This is a genomic window from Mycobacterium sp. SA01 (genome assembly GCF_041287105.1).
Taxonomy (GTDB): Bacteria; Actinomycetota; Actinomycetes; order Mycobacteriales; family Mycobacteriaceae; genus Mycobacterium.
In genome coordinates this window covers 99,951-125,588 of record NZ_JBGGNO010000013.1, presented here as the reverse complement: position 1 = coordinate 125,588, position 25,638 = coordinate 99,951, and the positions used below count along the sequence as shown (strand labels likewise).

Here is a 25,638-nt window from a genome sequence, read left to right as displayed (position 1 = left end):
GACGAACTAGACCGTCGCTCTTGGGATTTCGGCGGTAATGGGCTCGTCGTCTTCGCGAGGCAGCATGTAGGCCCGGGCTGACGCACGTGTTCCCTCGGACCGCAGCATGAAGCTGGCGGGGCGGGGACGAACCAGCTGCGGCCACCAGAACCACCTGCCGAGCAGGACGGCGATCGACGGCGTCATGAACGAGCGCACCACCAGCGTGTCGAACAACAGGCCCAGACCGATGGTGGTGCCGACCTGGCCGATGATCTGCAGATCGCTGGTGACCATGGCCGCCATGGTGAACGCGAACACCAAGCCGGCGTTGGTCACGACCTTGCCGGTGCCGCCCATGGCGCGGATGATGCCCGTGTTGATGCCGGCACTCAGCTCTTCTTTGATCCGCGATACCAGCAGCAGGTTGTAGTCCGAGCCGACCGCCAACAGCACGATCACCGACATCGGCAACACCATCCAGTGCAGTTTGATGCCGAGAATGTATTGCCAGAGCAGCACCGACATGCCGAACGACGCACCCAACGACAGCGCCACCGTGCCCACGATTACCAGGGCGGCGATAAGGCTGCGGGTGAGGATCAACATGATGATGAAGATCAGGCAGAGTGCACCGATCGCCGCGATCAAGAGATCGTATTTGGAGCCGTCGCTGAAGTCCTTGAACGTCGCTGCGGTACCGGCGATCGAGATCTTCGATCCTTGCAGCGGTGTCGTTTTGAGAGCCTCTTCAGCCGCGAGCCGGATCTTGGCGATGCTTGCAATACCTTCGGGCGACGCGGGCTCGTCCTTGTGAGAAATGATGAAGCGCGCGGCTTTTCCGTCGGGGGACAGGTAGGCGCTCATCGCCTTCTTGAAGTCGGGGTTCTGGAAAACCTCGGGCGGCAGATAGAAGGAATCGTCATCCTGTGCCGCGTCGAAGGCTTGTCCCATGGCGGTGGTGTTCAGATTCGTATCGTCCAATACACCGAACGTCCCGGACATCGTGCTGTGCATTTTCAGCATCATGTCCCGCATCCCCTCCATGATCGTGATCATCTGGGGGATCTGTTCGAGCAGCTGCGGCATCAGTTTGTCCAACGCACCGAGATGCACCAGCATCTCTTTCATCTTGTCGTTCAGTGCGTTGATACCGTCGATTGCGTCGAATACCGACCGGACCGCCCAGCACAGCGGAATGTCGTAGCAGTGCGGCTCCCAGTACAGGTAATTACGAATCGGCCTGAAGAAGTCATCGAAGTCTGCCGCGTTATTCCGCAACACCGTGATGACGGTAGACATTTCTTGCGTCGTGATGAATGAATTGTGCGTGATGTCGTTGAGCTGCTTCTGCAGCTCATACATCCGCTTCATCAACTCGATCTGCCGGTTGATCATTCCGACTTGCTTCAACAAGTCATCCATGCGGGATTGCATGAACTTCAGGCTGCTCTGCATGCCGGCATTCTGCATGTCCATCAGGAAGGGTATCGAGGTGTGCTCGATCGGCGTTCCCTCAGGCCGCGTAATCCCTTGCACGCGAGAAATGCCGGGGACCTTGAAAATTGCCTTTGCGATCTTATGCAGGATCAGGAAATCTGCTGGATTCCGCATATCGTGATCGGATTCGATCATCAGGATTTCCGGCATCATGCGTGCCTGGGAGAAGTGGCGATCCGCGGCCGCATTTCCCACGTTCGCGGGCAGATCCTTGGGGATGTAGAGCCTGTCGTTGTAGCTCGTTTGATAGCCGGGCAGCGCAAGCAGGCCCACCAGCGCGATCGCGATCGTGGTGATGAGAATGGGCACCGGCCAGCGGACGACCGCCGTGCCGATTCGGCGCCAGCGCCGGTTCCTGAGCCGGACCTTGGGGTCGAACAGTTTGATGCGGCCGCCGACCGCCAGAAACGACGGAACCAACGTCACGGCCACTCCGACAGCGACGAACATGCCGACAGCGGACGGCACGCCCATGCTCTGGAAGATGGGCAGCCGGGTGAAGCTCAGGCACAGCATGGCCCCGGCGATCGTCAGACCGCTGCCCAACACCACTGGCGCGACGCTGCGGAAGGTGCTGTAGAAGGCGGTCTCGATGTCTTCGCCGACCTGACGCGCCTCGTGATAGCGGCCGAAGAAGAAGATGCCGTAGTCGGTTCCGGCCGCCATCGATAAGGCGACCAGCAGACTGACTGCAAATGTCGAGAGGCCGATGACATTGTGGTCGGCCAGAAATGCCACAACGCCGCGGGCGATGAGGACTTCGATCCCGACCGTCAGCAGCAAGCCGAGGACGGTGATGATCGACCGGTAGACGAAGAGCAGGATCACAAAAATGATGACGCCGCCCACCGCGGTCATCTTGATCATGGAGTGGTCGCCGGCGTGCTGCATGTCGGCGACCAGCGCGGCCGGGCCAGTGACGTAGACCTTGATACCGGGCGGCGCTGTCGTTCGTTCGACGATGCCGCGCACCGCGGCAATTGATTGCTGGCCCAGCGTCGTGCCTTGATTGCCGGCCAGGTTCAACTGAATGTAAACGGCCTTGCCGTCTTTGCTCTGTGCGCCTGCCGCGGTGAGCCGATCTCCCCACAGATCCTGTACATGCTCGACGTGCGTGGTATCGCTCTTGAGCGCACGAACCAGTCCGTCGTAATACGCGTGCGCCTCGTCTCCGAGTTCCTGCTGCCCCTCCATCACGAGCATGGCGAAACTGTCGGAGGACGATTCCTGGAATTCCGCGCCCATCCGGTGCATGGCAATCACCGCCGGGGCGTCTTGGGGAGCCATCGGCACTGAATGGTCGCGACCGACGGTCTCGAGCCAGGGGACGAAGAACGTCACGTAGACCGTGATCGCCACCCACGCCACGATGATCAGGGGAGAAAGCGCACGTATCGACCGCGCGATCAACGGGCGATCGAGCTGATGTGCCGGCTCAGTCCTGGTCTGGATATCCGACACTTACTTCTCTTGGTTCAGCAGCAGGGCGCGCACCAGCGGACGCGGTCCTGTGGGCCGGAGCATCGTACTGGCGGGCCGAGGCCGAACCCGTTGCGGCCACCAGAACCAACGTCCCAACAACGCCGCGATCGACGGTGTCATGAACGCCCGTACCACGAGGGTGTCGAACAACAGACCCAGGGCGATTGTGGTGCCCAACTGGCCGATGCTGACCAGGTCACTGACCATCATCGACGCCATCGTGAACGCGAATACCAGGCCGGCGGTGGTCACGACCTTTCCGGTGCCGGCCATTGCCCGAATGATGCCGGTGTTGATGCCGGCGCCCAATTCTTCTTTCATTCTGGCTACGAGCAGCAAGTTGTAGTCGGATCCGACCGCCAAAAGAATGATCACCGTCATGACGAATACTGACCAGTGCAACGGTATTCCCAATAAGTATTGCCAAACGAATACAGCTAGGCCGAATGACGCTCCTAGTGAAAGCAATACCGTGCCGACAATAACCATTGCCGCGATCAGACTTCGCGTCACGATCAGCATGACGACAAAAATTAGACAGAGCGCCGCGACGACTGCAATCATCATGTCGTATCGGGTGCCGGTGACCAGATCTTTCACCAGAGCTGCTGTGCCGGAGAGCGAGATCTGCGAGCCTTCCAGCGGGGTTCCCTTGAGTGCTTCCTCGGCCGCGCTCTTGATCGCATCGACCCTGGCGATGCCGTCGGGCGAGGTGGGGTCACCCTTCTGGGAGATCAGCATGCGGACGGCTTTCCCGTCCGGGGAGATGAAAATCTTCATGACTCGCTTGAAGTCTTCGTTCTTGAAGACCTCCGGCGGCACGTAGAACGAATCATCGTTCTGGGCGGCGTCGAATGCTTTGCCCATCGCCGTCGAATTCGCGCCATTGTCGTCCATCTGGCCAAAGACGCCGGACATGGTGCTGTGCATGGTGAGCAGCATTCCGCGCATGCCCTCCATGATCGAAATCATCTCCGGGAACTGCGCGAGCAGCTGCGGCATGATGACGTCCATCTGGTCGAGGTTTCCGACCAGCTGCTGGAGCTTCTCGGTCAGCCCGTCGACGCCGTCGAGGATGTCGAAGATGCTTCTGACCGACCAGCAGAGCGGGATGTTGAAGCAGTGTGGTTCCCAGTACAAATAATTACGAATGGGCCGGAAGAAGTCCTCGAAGTCTGCAATGTGATCACGCAATTGCATGGTGATGTCAGCCATATCATGCGTGCTCTTCACCATTTCGTGCATCGTCGCTGACATCTGCTTCATCAGGCCGTACATGCGCGACATGATGTTGATCGATTGCTGCAATTGGTCGGCCTGCGTTAGCAGGTCCGCCATGCGCGCCTTCTGAAAGAACATGAATTGCTGCTGGCCGGCCTGTTGCGTGCTCATCAGATAGGGAATCGTCGTGTGCGCGATCGGAGTTCCCTCCGGCCGGGTCACTGCCTGAACCTTTTCGATTCCGGGAACCGCGAGTACGGCTTTGGCCAGCTTGTTGAGCACTAGGAAATCGGCCGGATTGCGCAGATCATGATCGGTCTCGACCATGAGCACCTCGGGCGACATCATCGCCGATGGGCTGAAATGCCGCGATGCCGCCTGAATTCCCTCGGTGGCGGGAATGTTCTTCGGGAGGAAGTGCTGGTCGTTGTAGTCGGGCTTGAAGCCCGGCAGCGTCAACAGTCCTATCAGCGTGACCGCCAATGATGCGACCAGAATGGGTCCTGGCCATCGGACGATGGCCGTTCCGATCCGTCGCCAGCCGAAGGCTCGGGCGGTGCGCTTGGGCTCGAATAGGCCGAATCGGCTGCCGACCGCAATCACTGCGGGGACGAGTGTGAGGGCGACCGCGACTGCGACCATGATGCCCACCGCGCACGGAATGCCGAGGGCCTGGAAAGCGGGCAGGCGGGTGAAGTGGAGGCAGAGCGTGGCGCCGGCGACGGTCGAGCCGGTGGCCAAAACCACATGCGCGACGCCGCGGTAGGTCGTGTAAAAGGCCGTCTCTTTGTCTTCACCAGCCAGGCGCGCCTCGTGATAGCGACCGATGAAAAAGATCCCATAGTCGGTTCCGGCTGCGATCACCAAGGCCACCAACAGATTTACCGCGAAGGTGGTCAGGCCAATGATCTCGTGGTGACCGAGCAGCGCGACGAATCCGCGTGCCGCCTGCAGCTGCACGCCGACCACGATCAACAACAGGATCACGGTGAGCGGAGAACGGTACACAAAGAGCAGCGTCACGAGGATCACCAGGATGCTCACCAACGTGATGGTGGTGACGGTGCTGTTGCCGCTGACGCTCATGTCCGCGGCCAGCGCCGCCGGACCGGTGACGTAGGTCTTGATCCCCGGTGGCGCCGGTGTCTCCGCGATGATGTGCTGCACTGCTCGGACAGACTCGTTGGCCATGGCCTCGCCCGGCTTACCGGTCACCGACAGCTGTACGTAGGCCGCCTTACCGTCATCGCTTTCGGCGGCGGCGCTGGTGAGCGGGTCACCCCAGAAGTTCTGGATGTGCTGCACATGCTTGGGGTCGCTGCGCAGCTGACGGATCAAGCCGTCGTAGTAGGCGTGGGCCTCATCGGCGAGCGGTTGCTGGCCTTCCAGCACGATCATCACCGCGGCCGTACCGGACACCGATTCCTGGAAGACCTCAGACATGCGCTGAGTCGCCCGGAATGACGGCGCATCGGTGGGGTTTTGAGAAATCGAGTGCTCCGCCTCGACCTGCTCCAGTGTCGGGACCCCGAGGGTCAAGCCGACGACGACCGCCAGCCAGCCCAAGATGATGAGCACCGAAAACCGGCGGATCGTCTTCGCGACCGTGGACCGGCCGGTGTGCAGCTCGTGATTACTCATGCGGCCTTCAGCAGACAGGAGACAAAAGAACTGACCTCATGCGTGGTGGTGTTGTCCGCCTTGACGACGCCGTCGACCGTGATGCGGCAACCGATGGTGTCGCTGTCACCCTGCGCGGCGATGCTTCCGATGCCTGCCGCCGCGGAGATCGGGAACTCCAACGACCACGGCAGCGTCACGTCCTGGTGAACCGGGTCACCGTTCTCGTCGAAGTAGCTGATCTGCGCTGCCGTTCCCGGCGGTCCGAAGACTTCGTATTTCATCTTCTTCGGGTTGTAGGGCTTGCCTTTGTCATTCTTGGTGTCGCCGTAGGAGAGGGTCTTCTCGTTGCCGAAGATGCTGTGCAGACGTGACACGGCCAGCCCGCCGGCGGCGAGCACGGCGATAACCACCAGCGGGATCCACACGCGGCCGAGCAACGCGAGTACCAAGCCACGATTTTTGCGGCGGTTACGGGATCCACCCGGAGGCGGAGGCGGGGGCGCTTGATCAGCAGGCTGCACAGCGGTGTCCTCGCGGGGCCAGTCGGTGGCTTCGGGCTCAGTTTGCGCAACGTCGGGCAAACTTCCGTCGATCACTGCACGCCGACCTTTCCCGTCTGCCGAGTGTTTCCACTCCTAGCGCCAGCCATCAGATGGAACATCCGACTACACATCGAGGCACGGCGTCTCGCGTAACCCCCGAGGGGTGGGTGTCACGGCCAGCGCGATAACAGTGCCCGCAAATGTGCGGGGCCGTCGATTACGCGACCGATCTCGACGAGAGTCAACCATGCTTATGGCCTCCGTGTGGGCTCTTTGCGGTGCAACAGCGGAGCATACGCGTCAGCGTGTGCGCGGAGCTGCAGTAATGGCTAAGTCTTATGTTGGTTCCCAGGCTAATTGTATTGACGGCCTCGCAACCGGTAGGGCGTCATCAGCTCTCATATATAGAGGAGTGCCGTCAGTCGATCTCGCCGCTCAGCTCGAACTCGGTCAGCGTCCGCTCGGCCAGCTCCCGTAACTCGGCCCGGGTTGTCACCGAACCCGGCTGATACCCGCGGACGCAGACTCCCACCTGGTTCATCTCCATCGAGGTGCCGACAAAGACATGCAGCTGGCTGCCCGTTCGCTCGAGCCAGCCCCGCGTGACGTTCTGGCTCGCGCCCCGGGCGAACATCCCGTCGCACAGGGTGCCGTCGGGGCGGCTCGCCGCCGGACCCGTGTCGCCGAGGTTCGAGCACACCGCGGGTTGCTCCGGGTCGCTGACCGCGTAGTCCATCAGGTGCTTCCACGCCCGCTTGGGCGTGAACGGGGTCAGGGCGACGAGCTCCGCCGACTCGTCGGGAGTGTCCTTAGCGTCCTTGAGCGCCTGCTTGATCGCGGTGCGGGCGGCAGTCAGATCGCTCGCAGCGTCGGTCGGATCGATGCCGACCCGGACGAAGGAGACCGCTACCGCCCGCGAGTCGTCCATGGTGCGCGTGTTGACGGTCAGCAGCATCCTGACGTCGTCGGCGTCGCCGTGCCTGCGCCCCATGTGCCGGTCGAGACGCGCGGTGAAGGCAGCGGCCAGCGCGCTCGCCGTCCCACCCAACGCCTCGGCGCGCGCGTTCCAGTCGTCCAAGCGGAGGCGGATCCAGATATTGGGCACGATCACGATGTCGTCGGCGCCGCTGGTCGGTGTGGCCGCCGGCAGGGAGGCCTGGGCTTGGGAGTGCACGACATCCTGTTGGCGGCGCCGAGCCTCCTTCGCACCGGCGAATACCGCCCGCGCGACGTCGGGGGCGTCCTTCGCTGCTTCGCGGATGTCTTGGACGAGTGCCTGTAGACGGGAACGCGACCGGGGCGGTGGGTAGCCGAGGTCGACAGGCATGCCCAACAGGGCCTGGGTGACGGCGACCGCAGCACCGATGCCATCGATGACGTAGTGGGACAGGACCAGGCTGATCGCGGTCGAGCCGTCGCCGAGCGGAGTGACGCTGATCCGCCAGCCGGGTCCGGATTCCGGATCGATGGGCAGCTGGGTGCGTTCGTCGAACCAGTCGCCGAGTTCGTCGCGGGGACGGGGGACCGTCGCGACATCGAGTTCCGCCGGCTTGGGGTCCGACACCCACCGCCACCGGCCGAACGGCAATGGCGAGCGCTCGATGAGCCGGCCCATCATTCCTTGGCTGAGTTTGTCGCGGAACCGCTGCAGCGCCTCGAGGTCTACCGGGTGGTGATACAGCCAACCGACCTGCATCACTTCCCGTTGCCCCGCGGCGTGATGCCCGGCGTAAAAGGCTTGATCCATCAGGACCAGGCGGTTGTCCGGCCATGCGTTGTCGGGTGCTTGCGCAGGACGTTCCTGGATTGACACGAGCGTCAGAGTAGCTGACCAGATGGGTCGATTTGGCGGGGTTGGGTGCGGCAGCGCAACCGCCCAATACCTTGTCGAAGCGCTGGCGTGAACCCTATTCTGCCGCTGTGATCACTAGCCGGCCCAGCGCCGAGAAACGTCCGGTTGCGCTTTTTGTGTTGGGCAATGGCCGGTCCGGGACATCGGCGCTGGCTCGGGTTCTCTCGCTGTGCGGCGGCTCGCTTCCCCCGGGTCTACTGGGCGCGACGTCGGAGAACCCGCGCGGCTTCTTCGAGGCGCGAGCCGTCATCCATCTGAACCAGGCGATCCTTCATGACCACGGCAGCTCCGGATACGACATGGCGCTGGATTCCTACCTCGACGGCACCTTCGACGCCGACCGAAACGGCGTCTGGGTCGCCAAGCTGCGGGATTACCTCACGAGCCTGCCCGCCGCCCCGGTCCTGATCATCAAGGAACCCAAGACGACGACGGTGTCCGGCATCTGGTTCGAGGCGGCCCGACAAGCCGGCTTCGACGTCGCGGCCGTCGTCGCGGTGCGCCATCCGGACGAGATCATCGGATCCTTGGAAAACCGGGCCAACCGGCAGAATTACGTTGACTCCTCACCAGAGCTCACGTGTGCGTGGTGGTTGAAATACAGCCTGCTCGCTGAACGCGACACCCGTGATGTGCCGCGGGTGTTCGTCGAATACACCAACCTCCTGGCCGACTGGCGCCGGGAACTCAAACGGATCTCCACGGCGCTCTCGATCGATCTCGACGCTCATGATGAGGTCGACGAATTCCTCACCCCGGATCTCCGGCACCACCAGACTCGCGGCCCGGCCACCGAGCCCTTCGGCACCGACTGGATCACCACCGTGTACGACGCGCTGGCCGCCGCCGCCCGCGACGAACCCTGGGACGAGGCGGACCTCGATCGGGTCTTTCAGGCCTATAGCGCGAGCGAACGCGGGTTCCGGCAGGCGTTCAAAGACTCCCGTCGCTACCTCAACGTCGACCGTCTGTTGCCGCCGTTCATGGTGAAGCTGGGTCTGGAAAGCCTTGCGCTGGTTCACCGGCGCAAGGGGACGTGGGCGTAACGGGATGAAACTCGTACTGGCTTTTTACGGGACTCGCGGGGACGTCGAACCGGGGATCGCCGTGGGTCGCGAGCTGCTGCGCCGCGGTCACGATGTGCAGATGGCAGTCCCGCCCGATCTGATCGGTTCGGCCGAGTCTGTCGGACTCACAGCGGTCGCCTACGGCCCCGATACGCAGTCATGGCTGGAAAACACCCGCGACTTCTGGGGCTACTTCTTCCGCAACTTCTGGCGAGTCCGCGATGTGAAGAAGTATCTCGAGGACTCCCGCAGCCCCGGGATGCGCGCCTGGGGTCCGATGACCCGCGCCCTGGCATCGGTCGCGGGCGGGGCGGATCTGCTGGTCACCGGGGTCAGTTACGAGGAGCTGGTCTTCGACGTCGCCGAGTATTGTGACGTTCCGCTGGCGACGGTGCTGTGGTACCCGATGCGGGTCAACGGAAAGCTCCTGCCCTTCCTGCCCGAGCCGGTGGTCCGGCTGGGGATGAAGGCGGGGGAGTCGCTGATCTGGCGTGGTGTGAAGAAGGAAGTCGATAAGGCGCGCCGGGAACTGGGCCTCACCCCGGCGACAGGGCCGGTGCCGGGGCGGATCGCCGAACGCAAGCTGCTGGAAATCCAGGCCTATGACGACGCGCTCTTCCCCGGGCTGTCGCAGGAGTGGGAGCAGTGGCGCGGCCAGCGGCCGTTCGTCGGCACCTTGACGCTGGAGCTGGCCACCGAAGAAGACTCCGGCGTGATGGCGTGGATCGCCGCGGGGACACCGCCGATCTGCTTCGGGTTCGGCAGCATCCCGGTGGAGTCGCCCGCCGACATGATTCGCATGATCGCGGGGGCGTGCGCGCAAGTGGGCGAGCGTGCATTGGTGTGTGCGGGCTGGACCGACTTCAGTGACGTTCCCGAGTTCGACCACGTCAAGGTGGTCGGCGCGGTAAATTACGCGACGGTCTTCCCGGCCTGCCGTGCGGTCGTGCACCACGGCGGTGCGGGTACCACGGCCGCGGGCCTACGCGCGGGAATCCCGACGCTGGTTCTCTACATGGCCGATGTCCAGATGATCTGGGGCGCCGCCATCAAAAAGCTGAAGGTGGGTTCGTCCCGGAAGTTCGCGTCCGCTACCGAGAAGAGGCTGGTCAAGGATCTGCGCACAATCCTCGCGCCGGATTACCGCACCCGGGCCCGCGAACTCGGCGCCAGGATGATCAGACCCGCGGACAGCGTGACGAGAGCTGCCGACCTGTTGGAAGACTTCGCTCGACGCAAGCGGATCGGCTGAGTGCAGATCTGATCTGCGGGAAACGCCGCAAACTGACGGCCCTGCAAGTTTAGACTCAGCGCCGAAATGCCGGCATGCGAGATAGGGCCATTTTGACCATCACCGACTACGACGTCCGTTCTCTGTACCTCGACCTGCTCCGTCGCAACCTGACCAGGTTCGGGATGCACGAGCGGATGCCCTCGGATTGGCCGTTGCGGCGGCGTCTTCTGCTGAAGGCGGCGAACACCTTCGGCCCCAAACTCCGCGGCGCCGGAGTTAGTGATCAGAACTATCGCGAGGCGGGCCTGGACTGGCCGGCCGAGGCCGAGACGATGATCGGTATGAAGCGGCTCACGAGCCTGCAGGAGTGCGTCGAGACCGTCATTGTTGACGACGTCCCCGGTGATCTCGTCGAGACCGGTGTGTGGCGCGGCGGCGCGTGCATCTTGATGCGTGCGGTGCTGGCGGCCTACGGGGACCGGACGCGCAACGTCTGGTTGTGTGACTCCTTTCAGGGCGTCCCGCGTTCTGATACCGAGAATTACAAGGCGGACAAGGGTATTCACGCCGAACTCGTGTCAGGCATCCTTGGGGTGTCGGAGGCCGATGTCAGGAAGAACTTCGAGCGCTACGGGTTACTGGATGACCAAGTCCGTTTCCTCCCAGGCTGGTTCAAGGACACGCTGCATGACGCCCCGATCGAGGCCATCTCGGTGCTGCGACTCGACGGCGATCTCTACGAGTCCACGATCCAGGCCCTCGATGCGCTGTACCCGCGGCTGTCACCCGGCGGCTTCTGCATCGTCGATGACTACCTGGCCGTGAAGGCGTGCGAACAAGCTGTCACCGACTATCGCACCAAGCACGGGATCACCGAGGAAATCGTCGACATCGATGGCACGGGCGTGCTGTGGCGCAAGAAGTGACGACTGCTTCGTCATCGTCTTCGCAACTCGCGCATGCCTGACGGCGAAGGCTCGGTACGGATCGGCATTCTGGGCACCGCCCGCGTTGCGCAGGCGGCACTGATCAAGCCGGCCGGGAAAAATGCCGAAGTCGTCGTTGCCGCGGTGGCCGCTCGTGATGCAACGCGGGCCGGGGAATTCGCCGCCAAACACGGCATCGCCAAGGCGTACGACAGTTATGAGGCGCTGATCGCCGATCCCGATGTGGATGCGGTGTACAACCCACTGCCGAATGCCTTGCACGGGAGGTGGACTCGGGCCGCGCTTGAAGCGGGCAAGCATGTTCTGTGTGAGAAGCCGTTCATGGCCAATGCGACCGAGGCCCGCGAGATCGCGGATCTGGCGGTGGCCTCCGATCGTGTGGTGATGGAGGCATTCCACTACCGGTATCACCCCTTTGCGGCGCGCGTCGAGCAGATCATCGCCTCGGGAGAGTTGGGCACCCTGCAGAGGGTGGAGGCGGCCGACTGCTATTGGCTGCGGAACTCGTCGGCGAACGCCTACAACTACTCCCTGGGCGGCGGTTCGCTCATGGATCTCGGTAGCTATGTGGTCGACATGCTTCGCACCTTCGGTGGCTCCACCCCGGAAGTTGTTTCCGCACAAGCGAAACTGCGCGGGCCCCAGGTGGACCGGGCCATGACCGCCGAGCTGCGGTTCGCGGATGGGCACACGGGGCGGCTGCACTGCTCGCTGTGGTCGAAGACCCCGCCGCACTACACCGCCAAGATCATCGGTGATCGAGGCCAGCTGCGGCTGCACCCGATCACCCCGTATCAGCAGTTCTCGGTCCGATCTGCCGACGGCAACCGGGTGGAGCGGTTCTTCAAGGCTCGCCCGACCTACGAGTATCAGCTGGAGGCCTTCGCTGCGGCTGTGTTGCGTGGCGAACCGGTGAAAACGACTGCGGCAGAGGGGGTCGAGAACATGACGGTCATCGATGCGATCTACCGTGCCGCCGGTCTTTCGGTCCGCCAACCTGCCTAGGCGATCTGAGACGGTAGCGGGCCCAGCGATAGCCAGGCGTCGGCGGTGCGGGCGAAGAGGTCGGGATCGTGCAGTGGCCAGTCGTGGCGCATGCCGTGTGCGAGTCTGTCGACGCCGTTGGGCATCGGCCGCGCCAGTGCTGCCGCCCACCGGCGGATGACACGTAATTCCTCGCTGCCGGTGACAAATAGCGTTGGTACATAAGACTTGTCAAGCCCTCGCGGCACAGTGAACCCCGCTGACGCCATGGCGATATGGGCGAGCTGTGCACCCGAGTTCAGTCGGGCGTCGTCGCGGTAACCCGGGTTCTGGGCCGCGTGGTGAGTGTCCCAATGACGGGTGATGAGTAACCACCGCAACAGGGTGGCGCGCGCGGCCAGCCCGGCCAGTCGCCGCGTGAGCGGTACTGCGGGCCACGTGTTGACGAAGGTGCTGCTGAGCACGGCCCGATCGATCAGCTGCGGCTCGGTCGCCAGCAACTGGACGCCGACCTGGGCACCGAGCGAGAAGCCGACCAGGTGTGCCCGGCGGGCGCTGACCCGGGTGCGAATGAGCTCGGCCACCGCATCGGCGGCTCGTCCCATCTCAAACGGGCCGTGCTGAAAGCTCTTGCCGTACTGGGGCAGGTCCGGGACAAGGCAGTGGTAGTGCTGCATCCGCGCCACCACTGGCTCCCACGTCCAGCCGCTCATCAGCCCGCCGTGCAGGAAGACGACGGTGGGTGCCCCGACTGGACCGGACTCGCGTACGAACAGGTCCACCGCTGCGATGTTAGTTGGCGAAGTGCGCTTCGTTGATGTGCTCACCGACGCGCAGGGCATTGGCGGCGATGGTCAGGCTCGGGTTGATGCCGCTGCTGGACGGGAAGAACGATGCGTCCACCACGTACAGGTTGTCCACCTCGTGTGCGCGGTTGTCCGCGTTTAGGACGCTGGTCGCGGGATCCGTGCCAAATCTCACCGTGCCGCAAACGTGGCCCAGAGTTCCGTTGTTCTCACCTGTGCGCAGGGTCAGTGTCCGGAATGGCCGCAACACTTCTTTGAGCGCGCCGAGGAACACCTCGCGCCGGTCTTTCTCGTTCGCGTGCATCCGGTATTGAAGGCGTAGCCGCTGGCGACCGTCCACGCTGGGCTGATCGCTCGGCAGCACCCGGTTGTCCCGGTAGGGCAGGTCTTCCATGATCGCGGCGAGTACCAATCCGCCGCTGATCACCCTGTCGTAGATCGGGCGTGCGAAGGGGCTTGTCCAGCGCAGCGCTTTTGACACCATGCCGGGCTGGTTCATCATCATGTCGATGGGGGCCAACGAGGCCATCGAGCTGGCCGACTGCACGGTGCCGTACTTCTGGCCGTCGATGAAATAGAAATCGTTGAGCCCGATCTCTTTGTTCTCGGCGGTGATCTTGCTGCCGCGTTGTGGCCAGATCTCAATCCAGTCCATCACGTGGCGCATCAGGTTGCGGCCCACCATGTCTGAACCGTTGGCGAGTCCGCGCGACCAATCTCCGGACCGGGAATTCAGCAACAACACCGGGGTGGCCAGCGCTCCGGCAGCCAGCACAACGACTTTCGCCTTGAGCGCGAGCATGTCGTTGCGGCGTTGACAGATCACCCGGTGCACCCGGTTACCGTCCGCCTCGAGGCGCAAAACCCGGCATTCGGCCAGCAGTGCAGCGCCGTACTCGGTGACGGCGGGCAGCACGCCGGCGCGGCCACCATCGTTCTTGCAGCCCTTTGCGCAGAGGTAGGCCTGACATGTCGCGCAGTCGTCGGTGTAGTCACAGGCCATCGGCAGGTGATAGGGGTGCAGTCCGCGTCCCGACAGATAGTTGACCAGCGGCTGGTTGTCGGCGGAAAAGGGCGGTGCGGCGGGCAGTCCGACGTCGGCGGCCTCAGGCCGCAAGGGATCGGCGTCGCCCCGAACCCCGAGCAATTTCTCTGCCTCGGAGTACCACGGCGCCAGCTCTTTGTAGGAGATCGGCCAGGCCTCCGGCACAGTGGATTCGCCGGGTTCGGAGAAGAACTGCCGTGGCGTGAAATCGTCGACGAAGAACCGTTCGCAAACCATGCCGTAGAGGGCCGACGACCCGCCGGGGCCCGCGCCGATGTAGGGCACGAACTTTCGCGGGCGGCGGCCGCTGATATCGGTGATTTCGTCGTTGCTTCGGCCGGCGCGGGCCAGCGTCTCGTAGTAGGTCTTCTTCGACCGCGACGCCTGCGGTTCGGCGATCTCGGGCATCGCCGAGCGGATCGTGCCCGGTGTTCCCGGCAGCGTCGAGTGACCTTTTTCTACGAATAGAATGCGGCGGCCCGCGCGTGCCAGCCGCTGGCCGAGCATGCCGCCGCCCATACCGGCACCCACGACAATCACATCCCACTCGACGCGTTCGGCTTCGCGCCCAGTCACTTCGCCGTCAGGCACTATCGAGCTCCTTGTTGGGATGGCCCACTCGGCCCGCTTGAAAATTCGGCCTGGTCCGGGCGATTCGGGATGCTATCAACGCAGCCCGAGATACGTGGCGAGTTCGTCGTCGTGGCGGTCACGCTGGAAGCGTTGCGAAGACTTCAGCGCCCCGTTGGCGAGTCCGCGGCGCAGGTGCTCGTCGGCTTCTAGCGCCATGAGGTTTGCGGCCAGTGCGTGTGCGTCTCCGACCGGGCTGAGCAGGCCGGCGACGCCGGGTTCGATGATCTCGGGCGTGCCGCCGGAGTTCGTTCCGCATACCGGCAGGCCGGCCCGCATGGCTTCGACGGTCACCCGGCCGAATGCCTCGCTCTGGCTGCACATCAGGCCGACGTGGGCGGCGGCCCAGTGGGGTCGCAGGTCCCGGGTCGGTTCGTGAATGGTCAGCAGATCGCCGACGCCCAAGCGTTCGGCGAGGCCCTGCAGAGGCTGGTGACCACCGGCGCCGACGAGTGTCAGCTCGATGTCGACACCGGCCTTTCTCGCTATGGCGATGGCCTCGATCGCCAGATGCTGGCCCTTGGCCTCGGAGAAGTAACCGACCAGGATGGTGCGCATCCGCTCGCCGGGCTGACGCTGAGGTGGCGTACCCAGTTCGGTGTCTACGGCCGGGTAGAGCACGCGGGTCTTCATCGTCGGGTCCAGCGCCAACATCGCCTGCTCGACGGCGTGCGAATTGCAGATCGCCAGATCCGACAGCCGACCGACCATGCGGACAGTTCTGCGGTAGCCGAACAGAAACCAGATCTGATGGTCGTCACGCCCGAACTCGCGCACGATCCAGTAGTGCGGGATGCGGAGGATCTTTGCGGCGATCGCATGCGACGGAATCGTCATGGTGTTGGTTAGAACCATCGTCGGGCGTCGCCGGAGGAAAAACACCAACGCGCCCACGATGCCGGGCAGCAGGATCGCGGTATAGGGCAGCCACCCGATCAGTGCGTGGGGATCAGCGATTTTCCACCGCGACCATTTGCCAAAACCCCACCATGGCGTCCAGGCAATTTTGGCTTCGATACCGTCTTCGGCGCATCGCTTGGCGACGTCGCCTTGTTGCGGGATGACCGCGATGAGGTCCGCGTCGGGCCGCTCTTTGCGGATCGCCAGCAGCATGTCCCGGAATCCGACGACACCGCCGCCGCCCCATTTACTGACGTTCGAGACCACCACGACCCGGGGTGCGGCGCTGGGGCTGGCGGCAAACACGGGCAGAGTTTATGCGACAACCCAGGAGCCTTAATCCGTAATCGGTGCTACGAAATGTCGGGTTGGCGTAGCCTTCACCACGGCCACCCGAGGGCCCGGGCGCGGCGAACTGATATTAGCTACGCCCAGAATGAAGCAGTTATACAAGGAGCACCTGCCCGATGACTGACGTCATGCCGGTAACCGACACGGCGCTGGCGACGTTGTTCTGCCGCGCGAGCGAAGCGCGACGTGCCGACGCGATCGTCGCCGATCCGATGGCGATTCGTCTGGTCGAGTCAATGGACTACGACTTCAGCAAGTTCAAGCTCTCCACGGATCGCCAAGACCTCGCGCTGCGCGCGCTCTCTTTCGACAACGGCGCCCGCCGCTATCTCTCGACGCACCCCAAAGCCACTGTGGTTGCCCTCGGCGAAGGGATGCAGACCAGCTTCTGGCGTCTCGATGAAGCTGGGCTGGGTCATGAATTCCGTTGGCTGACAGTCGATTTCCTTCCCAACATCAAGCTCCGTGAGCAGCTGCTACCACCGTCGGATCGAATGTTGGCGTGTGCCCAGTCGGTCCTTGATTTCAGCTGGATGGACCAGGTGGATCCCCAACGCGGCGTGTTCGTCACCGCCGAGGGCCTGCTGCCGTACCTGGAGCCCAGCGAGGCGCTCGACCTGATCGGGGAGTGCGCGGTGCGCTTCCCTGGTGGCCAGATGATGTTCGACCTGCCGCCCAAATCGCAGGCACTGCTCGCCGCCCGGCCACGGTTGTGGACGGTGTTGCGCGGCGACTGGCCGAGGACGCCGTTCAGCCTCACCGTGCGTGAGCTGGCCAGGCTGGCCGACACCGTGCCCGGGGTTCGGGCGGTACACGACTTACCGCTGCCACGGGGCCGGGGGCCGCTCTTCGACTCGCTGTTGCCGAAGACGCAGGGCCTACCGATCCATCGCCCGCTTCGCCGGTGGGTCGGGATGAACTGGCCGACGATCGCGACATTGACCCTGCTGGAGTTCGACGACTAGTGGCAGAGCAGGTGCGGATCGGCATCTTGGGGGCGGCCCAGATCGCGCCCGCGGCGCTGATCGACCCGGCGAAGGACAACGCCGAGGTCGCGGTTGCCGCGGTGGCGGCACGGGACGTGGTGCGCGCCCAGACGTTCGCGGGCAAGCACGGCATTCCGAAGGTGCACGACAGCTATGAGGCGCTGATCTCCGACCCGGATGTGGATGCGATCTATAACCCGCTACCAAACGGCTTGCACGGCAGGTGGACTCGCGCGGCCATCGAGGCGGGCAAGCACGTGTTGTGTGAGAAGCCATTCACCGCCAATGCCGACGAGGCGCGAGAGATCGCGGCGCTGGCCGCCACGTCGGATCGCGTGGTGATGGAGGCGTTTCACTACCGCTATCACCCATTCGCGTTGCGGGCGGAGGAGATCATCGCCTCGGGAGAGTTGGGCACCTTGCAGCGGGTGGACGTCGCCTTCTGCTTCCCGCTACCAAAATTCTCCGACATTCGCTACGACTACTCACTCGCCGGCGGCGCCACCATGGATGCCGGCTGCTATGCGGTCCACATGTTGCGCACCTTTGGGGGTGGAACTCCGGAAGTTGTTTCGGCACAAGCGAAGTTGCGGGATCCCAGGGTGGACCGGGCCATGACGGCGCAGGTGCGCTTTCCCGCCGGGCACACCGGCCGACTGCGCTGTTCCATGTGGTCGGCCGACCTGTTGAGGATCAGCCTGCGGGTCACCGGTGACCGCGGCGAGTTGTATGTGCTCAACCCGTTGCTGCCGCATCTTTTTCATCGGTTCTCGGTGCGATCCGGCGGCGACAGGCGGGTCGAACGATTCCCGCGCCGCGCCACCTACGCATATCAGCTGGACGCGTTCGCCGAGGCGGTGCTGCGCGGCCATCCGGTGCGGACGACGCCGCACGACGCGATCGAGACCATGACAGTCATCGACTCCGTCTATCGCGCCGCCGGGCTACCCCTGCGAGAGCCGAGTTGACCCTGGTTGCTGACGGTAATGTCAATTCCAGCCATCTGCGACTAGAACGAGTTCTAGTATCGCGGCGGCAGCCTTGAACAGGGAGAGAGAAGTAATGCCAGACTGCGCGGGCCGGGTACGGATCGGCATCTTGGGCGCGTCAAGCTTCGCGCCGACGACGATGATCAATCCGGCCAAAGAAAACCGCGACGTCGTGGTGGCCGCGGTCGCATCCCGTGATCAGCCCAGTGCCGATGAATTTGCCGCCAAGTACGGCATTGCCAAGGCCTACGGCAGCTACGAGGCGCTGATCGACGACCCGGACCTCGATGCGATCTACGTCCTGGTGCCCACCAGCATGCACGGTAAGTGGACCAAGTTGGCGCTGGAAGCCGGCAAGCACGTTTTGGTGGAGAAGCCGTTCACGGCCAACGCCGTCGAGGCCCAGGAAATCGCAGACCTCGACGCCAAGTCGGATCGGGTGGTGATGGAGGCGATCCAGTTCCGCCACCACCCGTTGACCCGCCGCGTCGAGCAGATCATCGCGTCGGGCGAGATCGGCACACTGCGGCGGGTGGATGTGACCCTGTGCGTCATGCTGCCGACGTTCAAAGCCAACTGTTACAACTACGCGATGGCCGGCGGCGCGATGATGGACGCCGGCAGCTATGTGACCAATATGGCCCGGACCTTTGGCGGTTCCACCCCGGAAGTTGTTTCAGCACAGGCGAAATTACAGAAGCCCCAGGTGGATCGAGCCATGACGGCCGAACTGCGATATGCGGGCGGTCACACCGGTCGGCTGCGCTGCGCGCTGTGGTCGGGGAATCTGTTCCGGGCGAGCGCGAAAGTGGTCGGCGACGACGGCGAGCTGCGCTGGCTCAGTCCGGCAGCGCCCAACCTCTTCCCGATGCTCTCCGTCCGGTCGGCCAACGGGAAGCGGTCCGAGCGCTTTTCCCGTCGCACCACTTACTCCTACCAGCTGGAGGCGTTCGCCGGCGCGGTGCTGCGCGGCGAGCCGGTTCGGACGTCGCCGTTGGACGCGGTCGAAAACATGAGCGTCATCGACTCGGTCTATCGCGCGGCAGGCCTCCCGATCCGTGAGCCGAGCTGATCGATGTGTACGGCCACCAACAACGCAGCTGCCAGTTAGCCAAACGCTTACTTGGCCGTCAAAAAAACAGGCAATACTGGCCGGTGTTCCTCGAGGGTGCGCGGGCCGAAGAGGCTGAGAGGCTAGATCTGCGATGAAGGTGGTCCTGGCATGCCACGGCGTCCGTGGCGATGTCGAGCCCTGTGTCGTCATTGGTCGTGAGCTCCAGCGCAGGGGACACGAGGTGGCGATCGCGGTCCCGCCGAACGTGGTGGCCTTCGCCGAGTCGGCCGGGCTCACCGCGGTCTCGTGGGGTGACGAGTCGCAGGTGATGATGGACGCGCAGCGCGACTACTGGACGGCCTTTTTCCGATTTCCTTGGAAGTCAAAAGAAGTGACGGAGCTCGGAGCCTACATCGGGGAGATCGTCGCCCGGTGCTGGACGAAGGAGGCGTTCGCGACCCTGGCATCGCTCGCAGAGGGGGCGGACCTGATCATCGCCGGCTACGGCTTCGAGCAATTCTCGGCCAATGTCGCAGAGTATTACGGCATCCCGCTGGTCACGGTCGACTTCTTCCCGACCCGCGCCAACGGCAGGATCCTGCCGCTGCTGCCCGCATCGGCCGGTCGCGCGGTGATGAAGGCCTACGAACGCGTCGCGTGGAGCGGAGTGGTGAAAGAGGTCGAGGACATCCAGCGCCGTGAGCTCGGTCTGCCGGAGGCGACATCGACCTGGCCGGAACGTATCGCCGAACGTGGTTCCTTGGAGATCCAGGGTTATGACGATGTCTGGATTCCCGGGCTGTCCGCCGAATGGGCGCACTGGGGTAGCCGGCGCCCATTTGTCGGCACCCTGACGCTGGAGTCGGCGACGGCTTCCGACGACGAGGTCGCGGCGTGGATCGCCGGTGGAACACCGCCGATTTTCTTCGGTTTCGGCAGCGTCCCGGTCGGCTCGCCGGCTGACACGATCGCCATGATCAGCGCCGTCTGTGAGCGGTTGGGCCAACGGGCTGTGGTGGGTGCGGGCTCCACCGACTTCAGCGCGATCTCCTATCCCGATCACGTCAAGATAGTGGGCCTGGTGAATTTCGCCGAGGTGTTCCCGCTCTGTCGTGCGGTCGTGCACCACAGCGGGGCCGGCACCATCGCGGCGTGCCTACGGGCCGGAGTGCCGCAGGTGGGGCTGTGGACGCTGCCCGATCAAGGGTTGCGGACCAATCAGCTCCGACGTTTGAAGCTGGGCACCGGCCGGCGCTTCGCCACGACGACTGAGAAGTCGTTGATCGCCGACGTGCGTAAAGTCCTGGCCCCCGGATACCTCACCCGGGCCCGCGAGTTCGCGACCCGCATGACGACGCCGGCCGAAAGCGCGGCGGCCGCCACCGATCTCGTTGAAGACTTCGTACGCCTCGGGCGCGTTTGCTGATCGATGAGCGCGAATCCGGAAGTAGTCGGCGACAACGAGGACGAGAGCGTCGCCCGTCGGATCAAGGGCACGCTCGAAGAGGTATTCGATCCGCAGAACAACGCGCTGAACGCATGGCGGCTGGCGATGGCGACGGGCGTGATCCTGTGGCACTCGTGGCTGATCACCGGCCGCACCATATCTTTCGAGCCTGCCCACCAGCTGCTGCGAGATGTCTGGGTGGACGGGTTCTTCGCTATCTCGGGATTCCTGATCACGTGGAGCTGGGTCAGAAGGCCGCGGTTGCGGGACTACTTCGTCGCCCGAGGGCTGCGCATCCTCCCCGGGTTCTGGGTCTGCCTGGTGGTGATCGCGTTCGTAATCGCACCGATAAGTGTGGCGATCCAAGGCGGCTCGCCCGGCAGGCTGCTGCTGTCGTCGGGCCCGATTTCCTACGTTCTGAACAACTTCGGCCTCTTGATGAGGCAAAGCGATATCGCGGGAACACCTCTCGGGGTTCCACTGCCAGGGGAGTGGGACAGTTCGTTGTGGACGCTGTACTGGGAGGCGTTGTGCTACATCGCCATCGCTGTGCTCGGAATCACCGGACTGTTGCGCCGGCGATGGGTGATCCCAAGCTTGCTCGCCCTGGCGGTGCTCTGGTCCACCCAATTGCCCTCGATGAGTGCGATCGTCGAAGCGCCCCCTGACAAGCGGCCGCCACTCGATGCGGCGACCCAGATGATGATCGCAGAAGGAGCGGCTGCACGTTTCGCGGTGATGTTCCTGGCGGGAGCACTGCTGTTCCAGGTGCGCCACGTCATTCCTGCGAGGTGGTCGCTCGTCGCGCTGAGTATCGCCATCGTCCTGGCGGCCAGCCTGCTCCCCAACTACAGATGGATCGGTGCGTTCCCGCTGGCCTATGCGCTCGTCGTCTCGGGCGCGCTTATCCATGATCCACGCCTGCGGCTACGGACCGATTTGTCTTACGGCGTGTACATTTACGCGTTTCCGATCCAGCAGATCCTGGTGATCTGTGGACTTGCCTTTCTGGCCCCACCGGTGTTCGCGCTCATTGCCGCCGTCATCACGCTGCCCTTGGCGGCACTGAGCTGGTTCCTCGTGGAGAAGCCCGCGATGTCGTTGAAGGCGCGTTTAGGCCGGCGCAGTCCGCCGGCTGCCTAGCGCTTGGCCAGCGCTCGATCGGCAAAGGCTCCGATCACCGGGCCCAAGGCCCGGGAGTATTCGAGTGTCACGTGATTCCAGTCAAAGTAGACCAGGGTGTTGTCGACGATGACCGGGCAGCGATCGGCAGTGCAGAACAGGTCGGTGAGGTCGGCGTACTGACCGCCGCCGGCTGTGACGGCTGCGGCCTCCGCGGCGATACCGGCGGGATTGACGGCGTTGGCTCGTCTCGGCTCACAGGCGGTGACATCGTCCAAGTGGGCGGACAGGCATACCGGCACCACTGATTCGGGGTCGGGGATGGGGCCGAGTACCAGTACCTGTGAACCGATATCGCGCAGCTGCTTCACAATTCGGGTGAGGCTGTCGAGCCACGCCCGATCGTAGGCGGTGAAACCCGATGGCCAGTCGGACGAGCCGTATCCGCGCCATGTGCTGAGGACGATGAGCCGCGGATGCTCGGCGCGCAACCGGGACGTGATTTCGGCACGCCACTGCTCGCACTCGGTGTACTCGCGGTTGAGGAGGGGGCTGCGGATCGTCAGATCCAGCAGCGGGCAGCCCGACTTCGCGAGAGTCTCGACCCGCCAATGACGTTCGTCGGCGAGCTGCTGGAAGGCCGGATTCCACATCGCGGCGTGCGAATCGCCGACCAGCGCCACGGTGGTGGCCGAGGCGGTGTCGCCCGACGCGCATTCCGGGTGTCCGGTTTCGAGGAAATCCCGCATACAGCCCCCGAGGTACACACCCTTTTCTTCGGCCGCCGCATTTGCAAGCGGGGGAACAAGATTGGATGGGACGGCTGTGAGGTCGGCAGAGGCTGCGACGGCGGCCTGCACCTGCGCGACAGCTTGGTGGATGGCGATGTCGTAGGCATCGATGCCGGCGCCCGCGGGGACCGGCGTTGCGGCGACCGTCAGCGGTGCCGCGGGTGAGCCGCGCCCGACGGTGCTCGGTACCACCGGCGTCAACACCAATCCGGCACAGACTGCGATCGCGGTGGCCACCGCGCCCAGGCCGAGGCTGCGTCCGGCCGAGTTGCGGATCGTGGTGTTGAAGCGAAGTGGGTTCTCGATGAATGTCAGCGTGAGCCAGGCCAATCCGGCGGACAGCAGAGCCGCGGTCACCCGGCCGACGAGGCCCAGTGGGTGGCCCATGATCAGCGGGGTCAACACCAGCACAGGCCAGTGCCAGAGATACCAGGAGTAGGAGATGCGGCCGATGGCTCGCATGGGTGACAGTCCCAGTAGCCGCCCGCAGCCCCGCGTCGGTAGGGCGCAGCCGGCACCGATCACCAGCGCCGCGCCGATGGTGGGCAGCAGAGCGGCGGTACCCGGAAAGGGTGTGGTCGGACTGAACCAGGTGCACGCCAACAGAATCAGTGCCAGCCCTGCCCAGCCCAGCACCCGGGCGGGCACCGCAGGAAGGCGGCGCCAGTGGCCCGCCGTGAGCGCCACCAGACCGCCGACCGCCAGCTGCCACGCCCGGGTGGGCAACGAATAGAAGGCCGCGGCGGGCATCACGTGCGTGAGGACTAACGAAACTCCGAAGGACAGGATCGCGACCAGCGTGAGCGCGACAAGATACGGGCGTTCTGTCTGGACGGCTGTGGATTTGGTTCGCCGGCGCGCGAGCCGCATCAGCCACGCCACCCCGAGTATCAGTGGCGCCCACACGAGATAGAACTGCTCTTCGACGCCCAGCGACCAGTAGTGCAGGAAGGGCGAGGGGGTCAGGTGGTTGGCGGCGCTGAAATAGTTGACGCCTTCGAACATGAAGCGGTAGTTGCTGATGTAGAGCGCGCTCCAGATGCCGTCGGACAGAACGGTTGGCGCCTGCAGCGGCGGCAGCAGGAAAGTCGCCCCGATCATCGTCACGACGCCCACCGTGGCCGAGGCGGGTAGCAAGCGGCGGGCCCGGGCTCCGTAGAACGACCGCAGGCGCACCGACCCGCTGGTGCTCACCTCGCGCCACAGCAGTCCGGTGATCAAGAAGCCCGAGATGACGAAGAAGACATCGACACCGACGTAGCCGCCGCCCAGGCCGGGCACGGAAGCGTGGAACAGGACCACGGCCACCACCGCCACCGCGCGGAGCCCCTCGATATCGGGCCGGAACTTGTTCTGTTCCGCGCGCGAGTCCTGCCGCACTTGGGTAGGACTGACGCTGTCGGCCTGGCGCAAGCTCATCCACCTGTTTCGCGTCCGTCAATTGAGTCGAGGCATTCTTACACCCGGGTGCCCATTGCTGTGGCGCTTCAGGGCGGATAGGTATCAGCCGTCGATTTGCCGTGGCGGAACAACCGTTTCGACCAGCGCATCCGCTTCGGCCGAGCTGATGCCAATTCCGGCATGGGGCGCGGATCACTGGCGCATGGGGCCCGTCCACATCGCAGCGCCACTCACTGTCGGTTTTTCCGTGATCCAATTCAGGCTGGGGTCGGCCCGCCGTCCACCCGCAGCTAGTTAGGATCGGTGCAGACTCAGGACATCGCGCAGGGGGCTGATGTACCGCAAATTCCGAGCGGCCTTGGTGATTGTCGCTGTCTGGGCTGTCGGTTCGATCGCTGCTCCCGGGGCGGCAGCTGACACGACGGTGCTCATCATGGGAGGAACGGGACATCCCCTTTCGACACCGCCTGACACGGTTCAGTACGTGGAGCAATACATGAGTTCAGCGATCGACCGTTACGTGTCGCCCTCGTCGAGTCGCCTGACCTCCATGCCGGCTGGGCCCTACAACGGCGTCGCGGTGATCACGCCGGCGCAGAGCGCACCTACCTACGGCACCTTGCCGGTCGATGAGTCTGTTGCCGCGGGAGTGCTGGCACTGCATGCGTGCATCACCTCCAGCGGGTGCGACTACAACCAAGATGTCGGCTCGATGCCACCGTCAATCGCGGATACTTTTGTGGTCTTCGGGTACTCCCAGAGCGCCGCAATCGCGATGCAAGAGAAGCGCAACTTGGCTGCCACCTACTCTCTTGGCGAGGGCCCCGATGTTTCCTTCGTCGTGATAGGCAATGCGCGGCCTAATCGTGGCTTGGCTGTCCGTGACACCGTGGGCATCGTGACGCAATTGCTGTTCGGCGTTCCCATCGACAGACAAGACCACGAGCCGCCGCCGACCGACACCCAATACGCAACCGTCGATATCGCGCTCCAGTACGACGGCTTGTCTGATGCCCCGTTGAACCCGTTGAATCTGTTCGCTGCCGTCAACGCGTACGTCGGCCTGGCCCTTCACATCGGCTACTCGGATTACGGCCTCGGCCAACCGGGCGTCATCGATCAGGGACAGCACGGCGACACCCATTACTACCTGGTCTCGACCCCGATCCTTCCGTTGTTGATGCCCTTGCAGGACTTCGGCCGGCTCGGGCACGCGTTGGCCGACACCCTCGATGCCCCGCTGCGGGTGATAGTCGAATCGGCCTACGATCGAACTGTCAGTCCCGGCGTGCCGACGCCGTGGAATCTGCGATATTTCCCCAATCCGGTCACGTTCGCGACCAATCTGGCTAGCTCTATCCCCGTCGGATTGGACAACGGCATCCAGGATCTCATCGGCGTTCGCCCGTTTCAGACGACACGGCCGGGACCCTACGGTGTCGGCGGGCCGGAGGTAACCGATGCGACCCCTGTCACCGCCGGCTCGGCGAGCGCGGCGCAATCGGCCCTGAGGACGGTGACCGTGACAAAGTCGACGGGTCAGCCGGCGCGAGCCCATGCGAAGCGTGGTTCGCGGCGCCCGTCCGCCGGGCTCTCTACAAAGCCGAATCCGAGATCGAAACGGCATCTAGGCTCGACGGGATCGAGCGGCCGCGGACGCGCCGGCGCGGTCACCCGCTAGCTGC

Annotated in this window: 18 protein-coding genes; 10 read left to right on the top strand and 8 right to left on the bottom strand. The window is 64.1% G+C overall.

What is annotated here, in order from left to right; all coding sequences use genetic code 11:
• Window positions 1-6: 6 nt before the first annotated feature.
• The 4 genes from AB4879_RS04500 to AB4879_RS04485 form a co-directional block, all read right to left on the bottom strand.
• Window positions 7-2,940, bottom strand: a complete 2,934-nt coding sequence (locus tag AB4879_RS04500; RefSeq protein ID WP_370506626.1) for an RND family transporter — start codon at window positions 2,938-2,940, stop codon at window positions 7-9.
• Window positions 2,941-5,823 (bottom strand): RND family transporter, encoded by a 2,883-nt coding sequence (locus AB4879_RS04495; RefSeq protein ID WP_370506625.1) that lies wholly within the window; start codon window positions 5,821-5,823, stop codon window positions 2,941-2,943. It lies immediately after the preceding gene.
• Window positions 5,820-6,254, bottom strand: a complete 435-nt coding sequence (locus AB4879_RS04490) for an MmpS family transport accessory protein (RefSeq protein ID WP_370506624.1) — start codon at window positions 6,252-6,254, stop codon at window positions 5,820-5,822. The genes AB4879_RS04495 and AB4879_RS04490 overlap by 4 nt, the downstream gene beginning before the upstream one ends.
• Window positions 6,255-6,765: 511 nt before the next feature.
• Window positions 6,766-8,160: a hypothetical protein gene (locus tag AB4879_RS04485; protein ID WP_370506623.1), complete on the bottom strand. Its 1,395-nt coding sequence runs from the start codon at window positions 8,158-8,160 to the stop codon at window positions 6,766-6,768.
• Between the two features lie 110 nt (window positions 8,161-8,270).
• On the opposite strand from AB4879_RS04485, the gene AB4879_RS04480 reads away from it, so the two are divergent.
• From AB4879_RS04480 to AB4879_RS04465, 4 genes are all read left to right on the top strand, one after another.
• Entirely contained in the window at window positions 8,271-9,245 is a 975-nt protein-coding gene (locus AB4879_RS04480; RefSeq protein WP_370506637.1) for a sulfotransferase family protein, read from the top strand.
• A gap of 4 nt (window positions 9,246-9,249) precedes the next feature.
• Window positions 9,250-10,518 carry a glycosyltransferase gene (locus tag AB4879_RS04475; RefSeq protein WP_370506622.1) on the top strand — a complete coding sequence of 423 codons (1,269 nt, stop codon included), beginning with the start codon at window positions 9,250-9,252 and terminating at the stop codon, window positions 10,516-10,518.
• 92 nt (window positions 10,519-10,610) lie between these two features.
• A complete protein-coding gene (locus AB4879_RS04470) occupies window positions 10,611-11,426 on the top strand; it encodes a TylF/MycF/NovP-related O-methyltransferase (protein ID WP_370506621.1) in 816 nt (271 codons plus the stop codon).
• A gap of 33 nt (window positions 11,427-11,459) precedes the next feature.
• The gene (locus AB4879_RS04465; RefSeq protein ID WP_370506620.1) at window positions 11,460-12,452 is read left to right on the top strand and encodes a Gfo/Idh/MocA family protein; all 993 of its coding nucleotides are present in this window, start codon (window positions 11,460-11,462) and stop codon (window positions 12,450-12,452) included.
• Here the strand turns inward: AB4879_RS04465 and AB4879_RS04460 are convergent.
• The 3 genes from AB4879_RS04460 to AB4879_RS04450 form a co-directional block, all read right to left on the bottom strand.
• Window positions 12,449-13,213 carry an alpha/beta fold hydrolase gene (locus tag AB4879_RS04460; protein WP_370506619.1) on the bottom strand — a complete coding sequence of 255 codons (765 nt, stop codon included), beginning with the start codon at window positions 13,211-13,213 and terminating at the stop codon, window positions 12,449-12,451. The two genes, AB4879_RS04465 and AB4879_RS04460, sit on opposite strands and share 4 nt — an antisense overlap.
• Before the next feature lie 10 nt (window positions 13,214-13,223).
• Window positions 13,224-14,873, bottom strand: a complete 1,650-nt coding sequence (locus AB4879_RS04455; RefSeq protein WP_370506618.1) for a GMC oxidoreductase — start codon at window positions 14,871-14,873, stop codon at window positions 13,224-13,226.
• A 75-nt stretch (window positions 14,874-14,948) separates the two neighbouring features.
• Window positions 14,949-16,118, bottom strand: coding sequence for a glycosyltransferase family 4 protein (locus AB4879_RS04450; RefSeq protein ID WP_370506617.1), 1,170 nt, complete (start codon window positions 16,116-16,118; stop codon window positions 14,949-14,951).
• 161 nt (window positions 16,119-16,279) lie between these two features.
• Between AB4879_RS04450 and AB4879_RS04445 the strand changes: the two genes are divergently transcribed.
• From AB4879_RS04445 to AB4879_RS04425, 5 genes are all read left to right on the top strand, one after another.
• Window positions 16,280-17,128 carry a class I SAM-dependent methyltransferase gene (locus tag AB4879_RS04445; RefSeq protein ID WP_370506616.1) on the top strand — a complete coding sequence of 283 codons (849 nt, stop codon included), beginning with the start codon at window positions 16,280-16,282 and terminating at the stop codon, window positions 17,126-17,128.
• Window positions 17,128-18,117 (top strand): Gfo/Idh/MocA family protein, encoded by a 990-nt coding sequence (locus AB4879_RS04440; RefSeq protein WP_370506615.1) that lies wholly within the window; start codon window positions 17,128-17,130, stop codon window positions 18,115-18,117. The genes AB4879_RS04445 and AB4879_RS04440 overlap by 1 nt, the downstream gene beginning before the upstream one ends.
• A 94-nt stretch (window positions 18,118-18,211) precedes the next feature.
• Complete coding sequence (locus AB4879_RS04435; RefSeq protein WP_370506613.1) at window positions 18,212-19,210, top strand: Gfo/Idh/MocA family protein; 999 nt, start codon at window positions 18,212-18,214, stop codon at window positions 19,208-19,210.
• 133 nt (window positions 19,211-19,343) lie between these two features.
• Window positions 19,344-20,618: a glycosyltransferase gene (locus tag AB4879_RS04430; protein ID WP_370506612.1), complete on the top strand. Its 1,275-nt coding sequence runs from the start codon at window positions 19,344-19,346 to the stop codon at window positions 20,616-20,618.
• 3 nt (window positions 20,619-20,621) lie between these two features.
• The gene (locus AB4879_RS04425; RefSeq protein WP_370506611.1) at window positions 20,622-21,782 is read left to right on the top strand and encodes an acyltransferase family protein; all 1,161 of its coding nucleotides are present in this window, start codon (window positions 20,622-20,624) and stop codon (window positions 21,780-21,782) included.
• On the opposite strand, the gene AB4879_RS04420 is transcribed toward AB4879_RS04425, so the two are convergent.
• Window positions 21,779-23,971 (bottom strand): acyltransferase family protein, encoded by a 2,193-nt coding sequence (locus tag AB4879_RS04420; RefSeq protein ID WP_370506610.1) that lies wholly within the window; start codon window positions 23,969-23,971, stop codon window positions 21,779-21,781. The genes AB4879_RS04425 and AB4879_RS04420 overlap by 4 nt on opposite strands.
• Before the next feature lie 478 nt (window positions 23,972-24,449).
• Between AB4879_RS04420 and AB4879_RS04415 the strand changes: the two genes are divergently transcribed.
• Window positions 24,450-25,634 carry a PE-PPE domain-containing protein gene (locus tag AB4879_RS04415; RefSeq protein WP_370506609.1) on the top strand — a complete coding sequence of 395 codons (1,185 nt, stop codon included), beginning with the start codon at window positions 24,450-24,452 and terminating at the stop codon, window positions 25,632-25,634.
• The last annotated feature ends 4 nt before the right edge of the window (window positions 25,635-25,638 follow it).

Excerpts from the sequence above, each read along its gene's own strand:
- AB4879_RS04415 (WP_370506609.1), top strand. The coding sequence starts at position 24,450 with ATGAGTTCAGCGATCGACCGTTACGTGTCGCCCTCGTCGAGTCGCCTG.
- AB4879_RS04465 (WP_370506620.1), top strand. The coding sequence starts at position 11,460 with ATGCCTGACGGCGAAGGCTCGGTACGGATCGGCATTCTGGGCACCGCC.
- AB4879_RS04420 (WP_370506610.1), bottom strand. The coding sequence starts at position 23,971 with ATGAGCTTGCGCCAGGCCGACAGCGTCAGTCCTACCCAAGTGCGGCAG.
- AB4879_RS04435 (WP_370506613.1), top strand. The coding sequence starts at position 18,212 with ATGCCAGACTGCGCGGGCCGGGTACGGATCGGCATCTTGGGCGCGTCA.
- AB4879_RS04475 (WP_370506622.1), top strand. The coding sequence starts at position 9,250 with ATGAAACTCGTACTGGCTTTTTACGGGACTCGCGGGGACGTCGAACCG.
- AB4879_RS04495 (WP_370506625.1), bottom strand. The coding sequence starts at position 5,823 with ATGAGTAATCACGAGCTGCACACCGGCCGGTCCACGGTCGCGAAGACG.
- AB4879_RS04445 (WP_370506616.1), top strand. The coding sequence starts at position 16,280 with ATGACTGACGTCATGCCGGTAACCGACACGGCGCTGGCGACGTTGTTC.
- AB4879_RS04430 (WP_370506612.1), top strand. The coding sequence starts at position 19,344 with ATGAAGGTGGTCCTGGCATGCCACGGCGTCCGTGGCGATGTCGAGCCC.
- AB4879_RS04425 (WP_370506611.1), top strand. The coding sequence starts at position 20,622 with ATGAGCGCGAATCCGGAAGTAGTCGGCGACAACGAGGACGAGAGCGTC.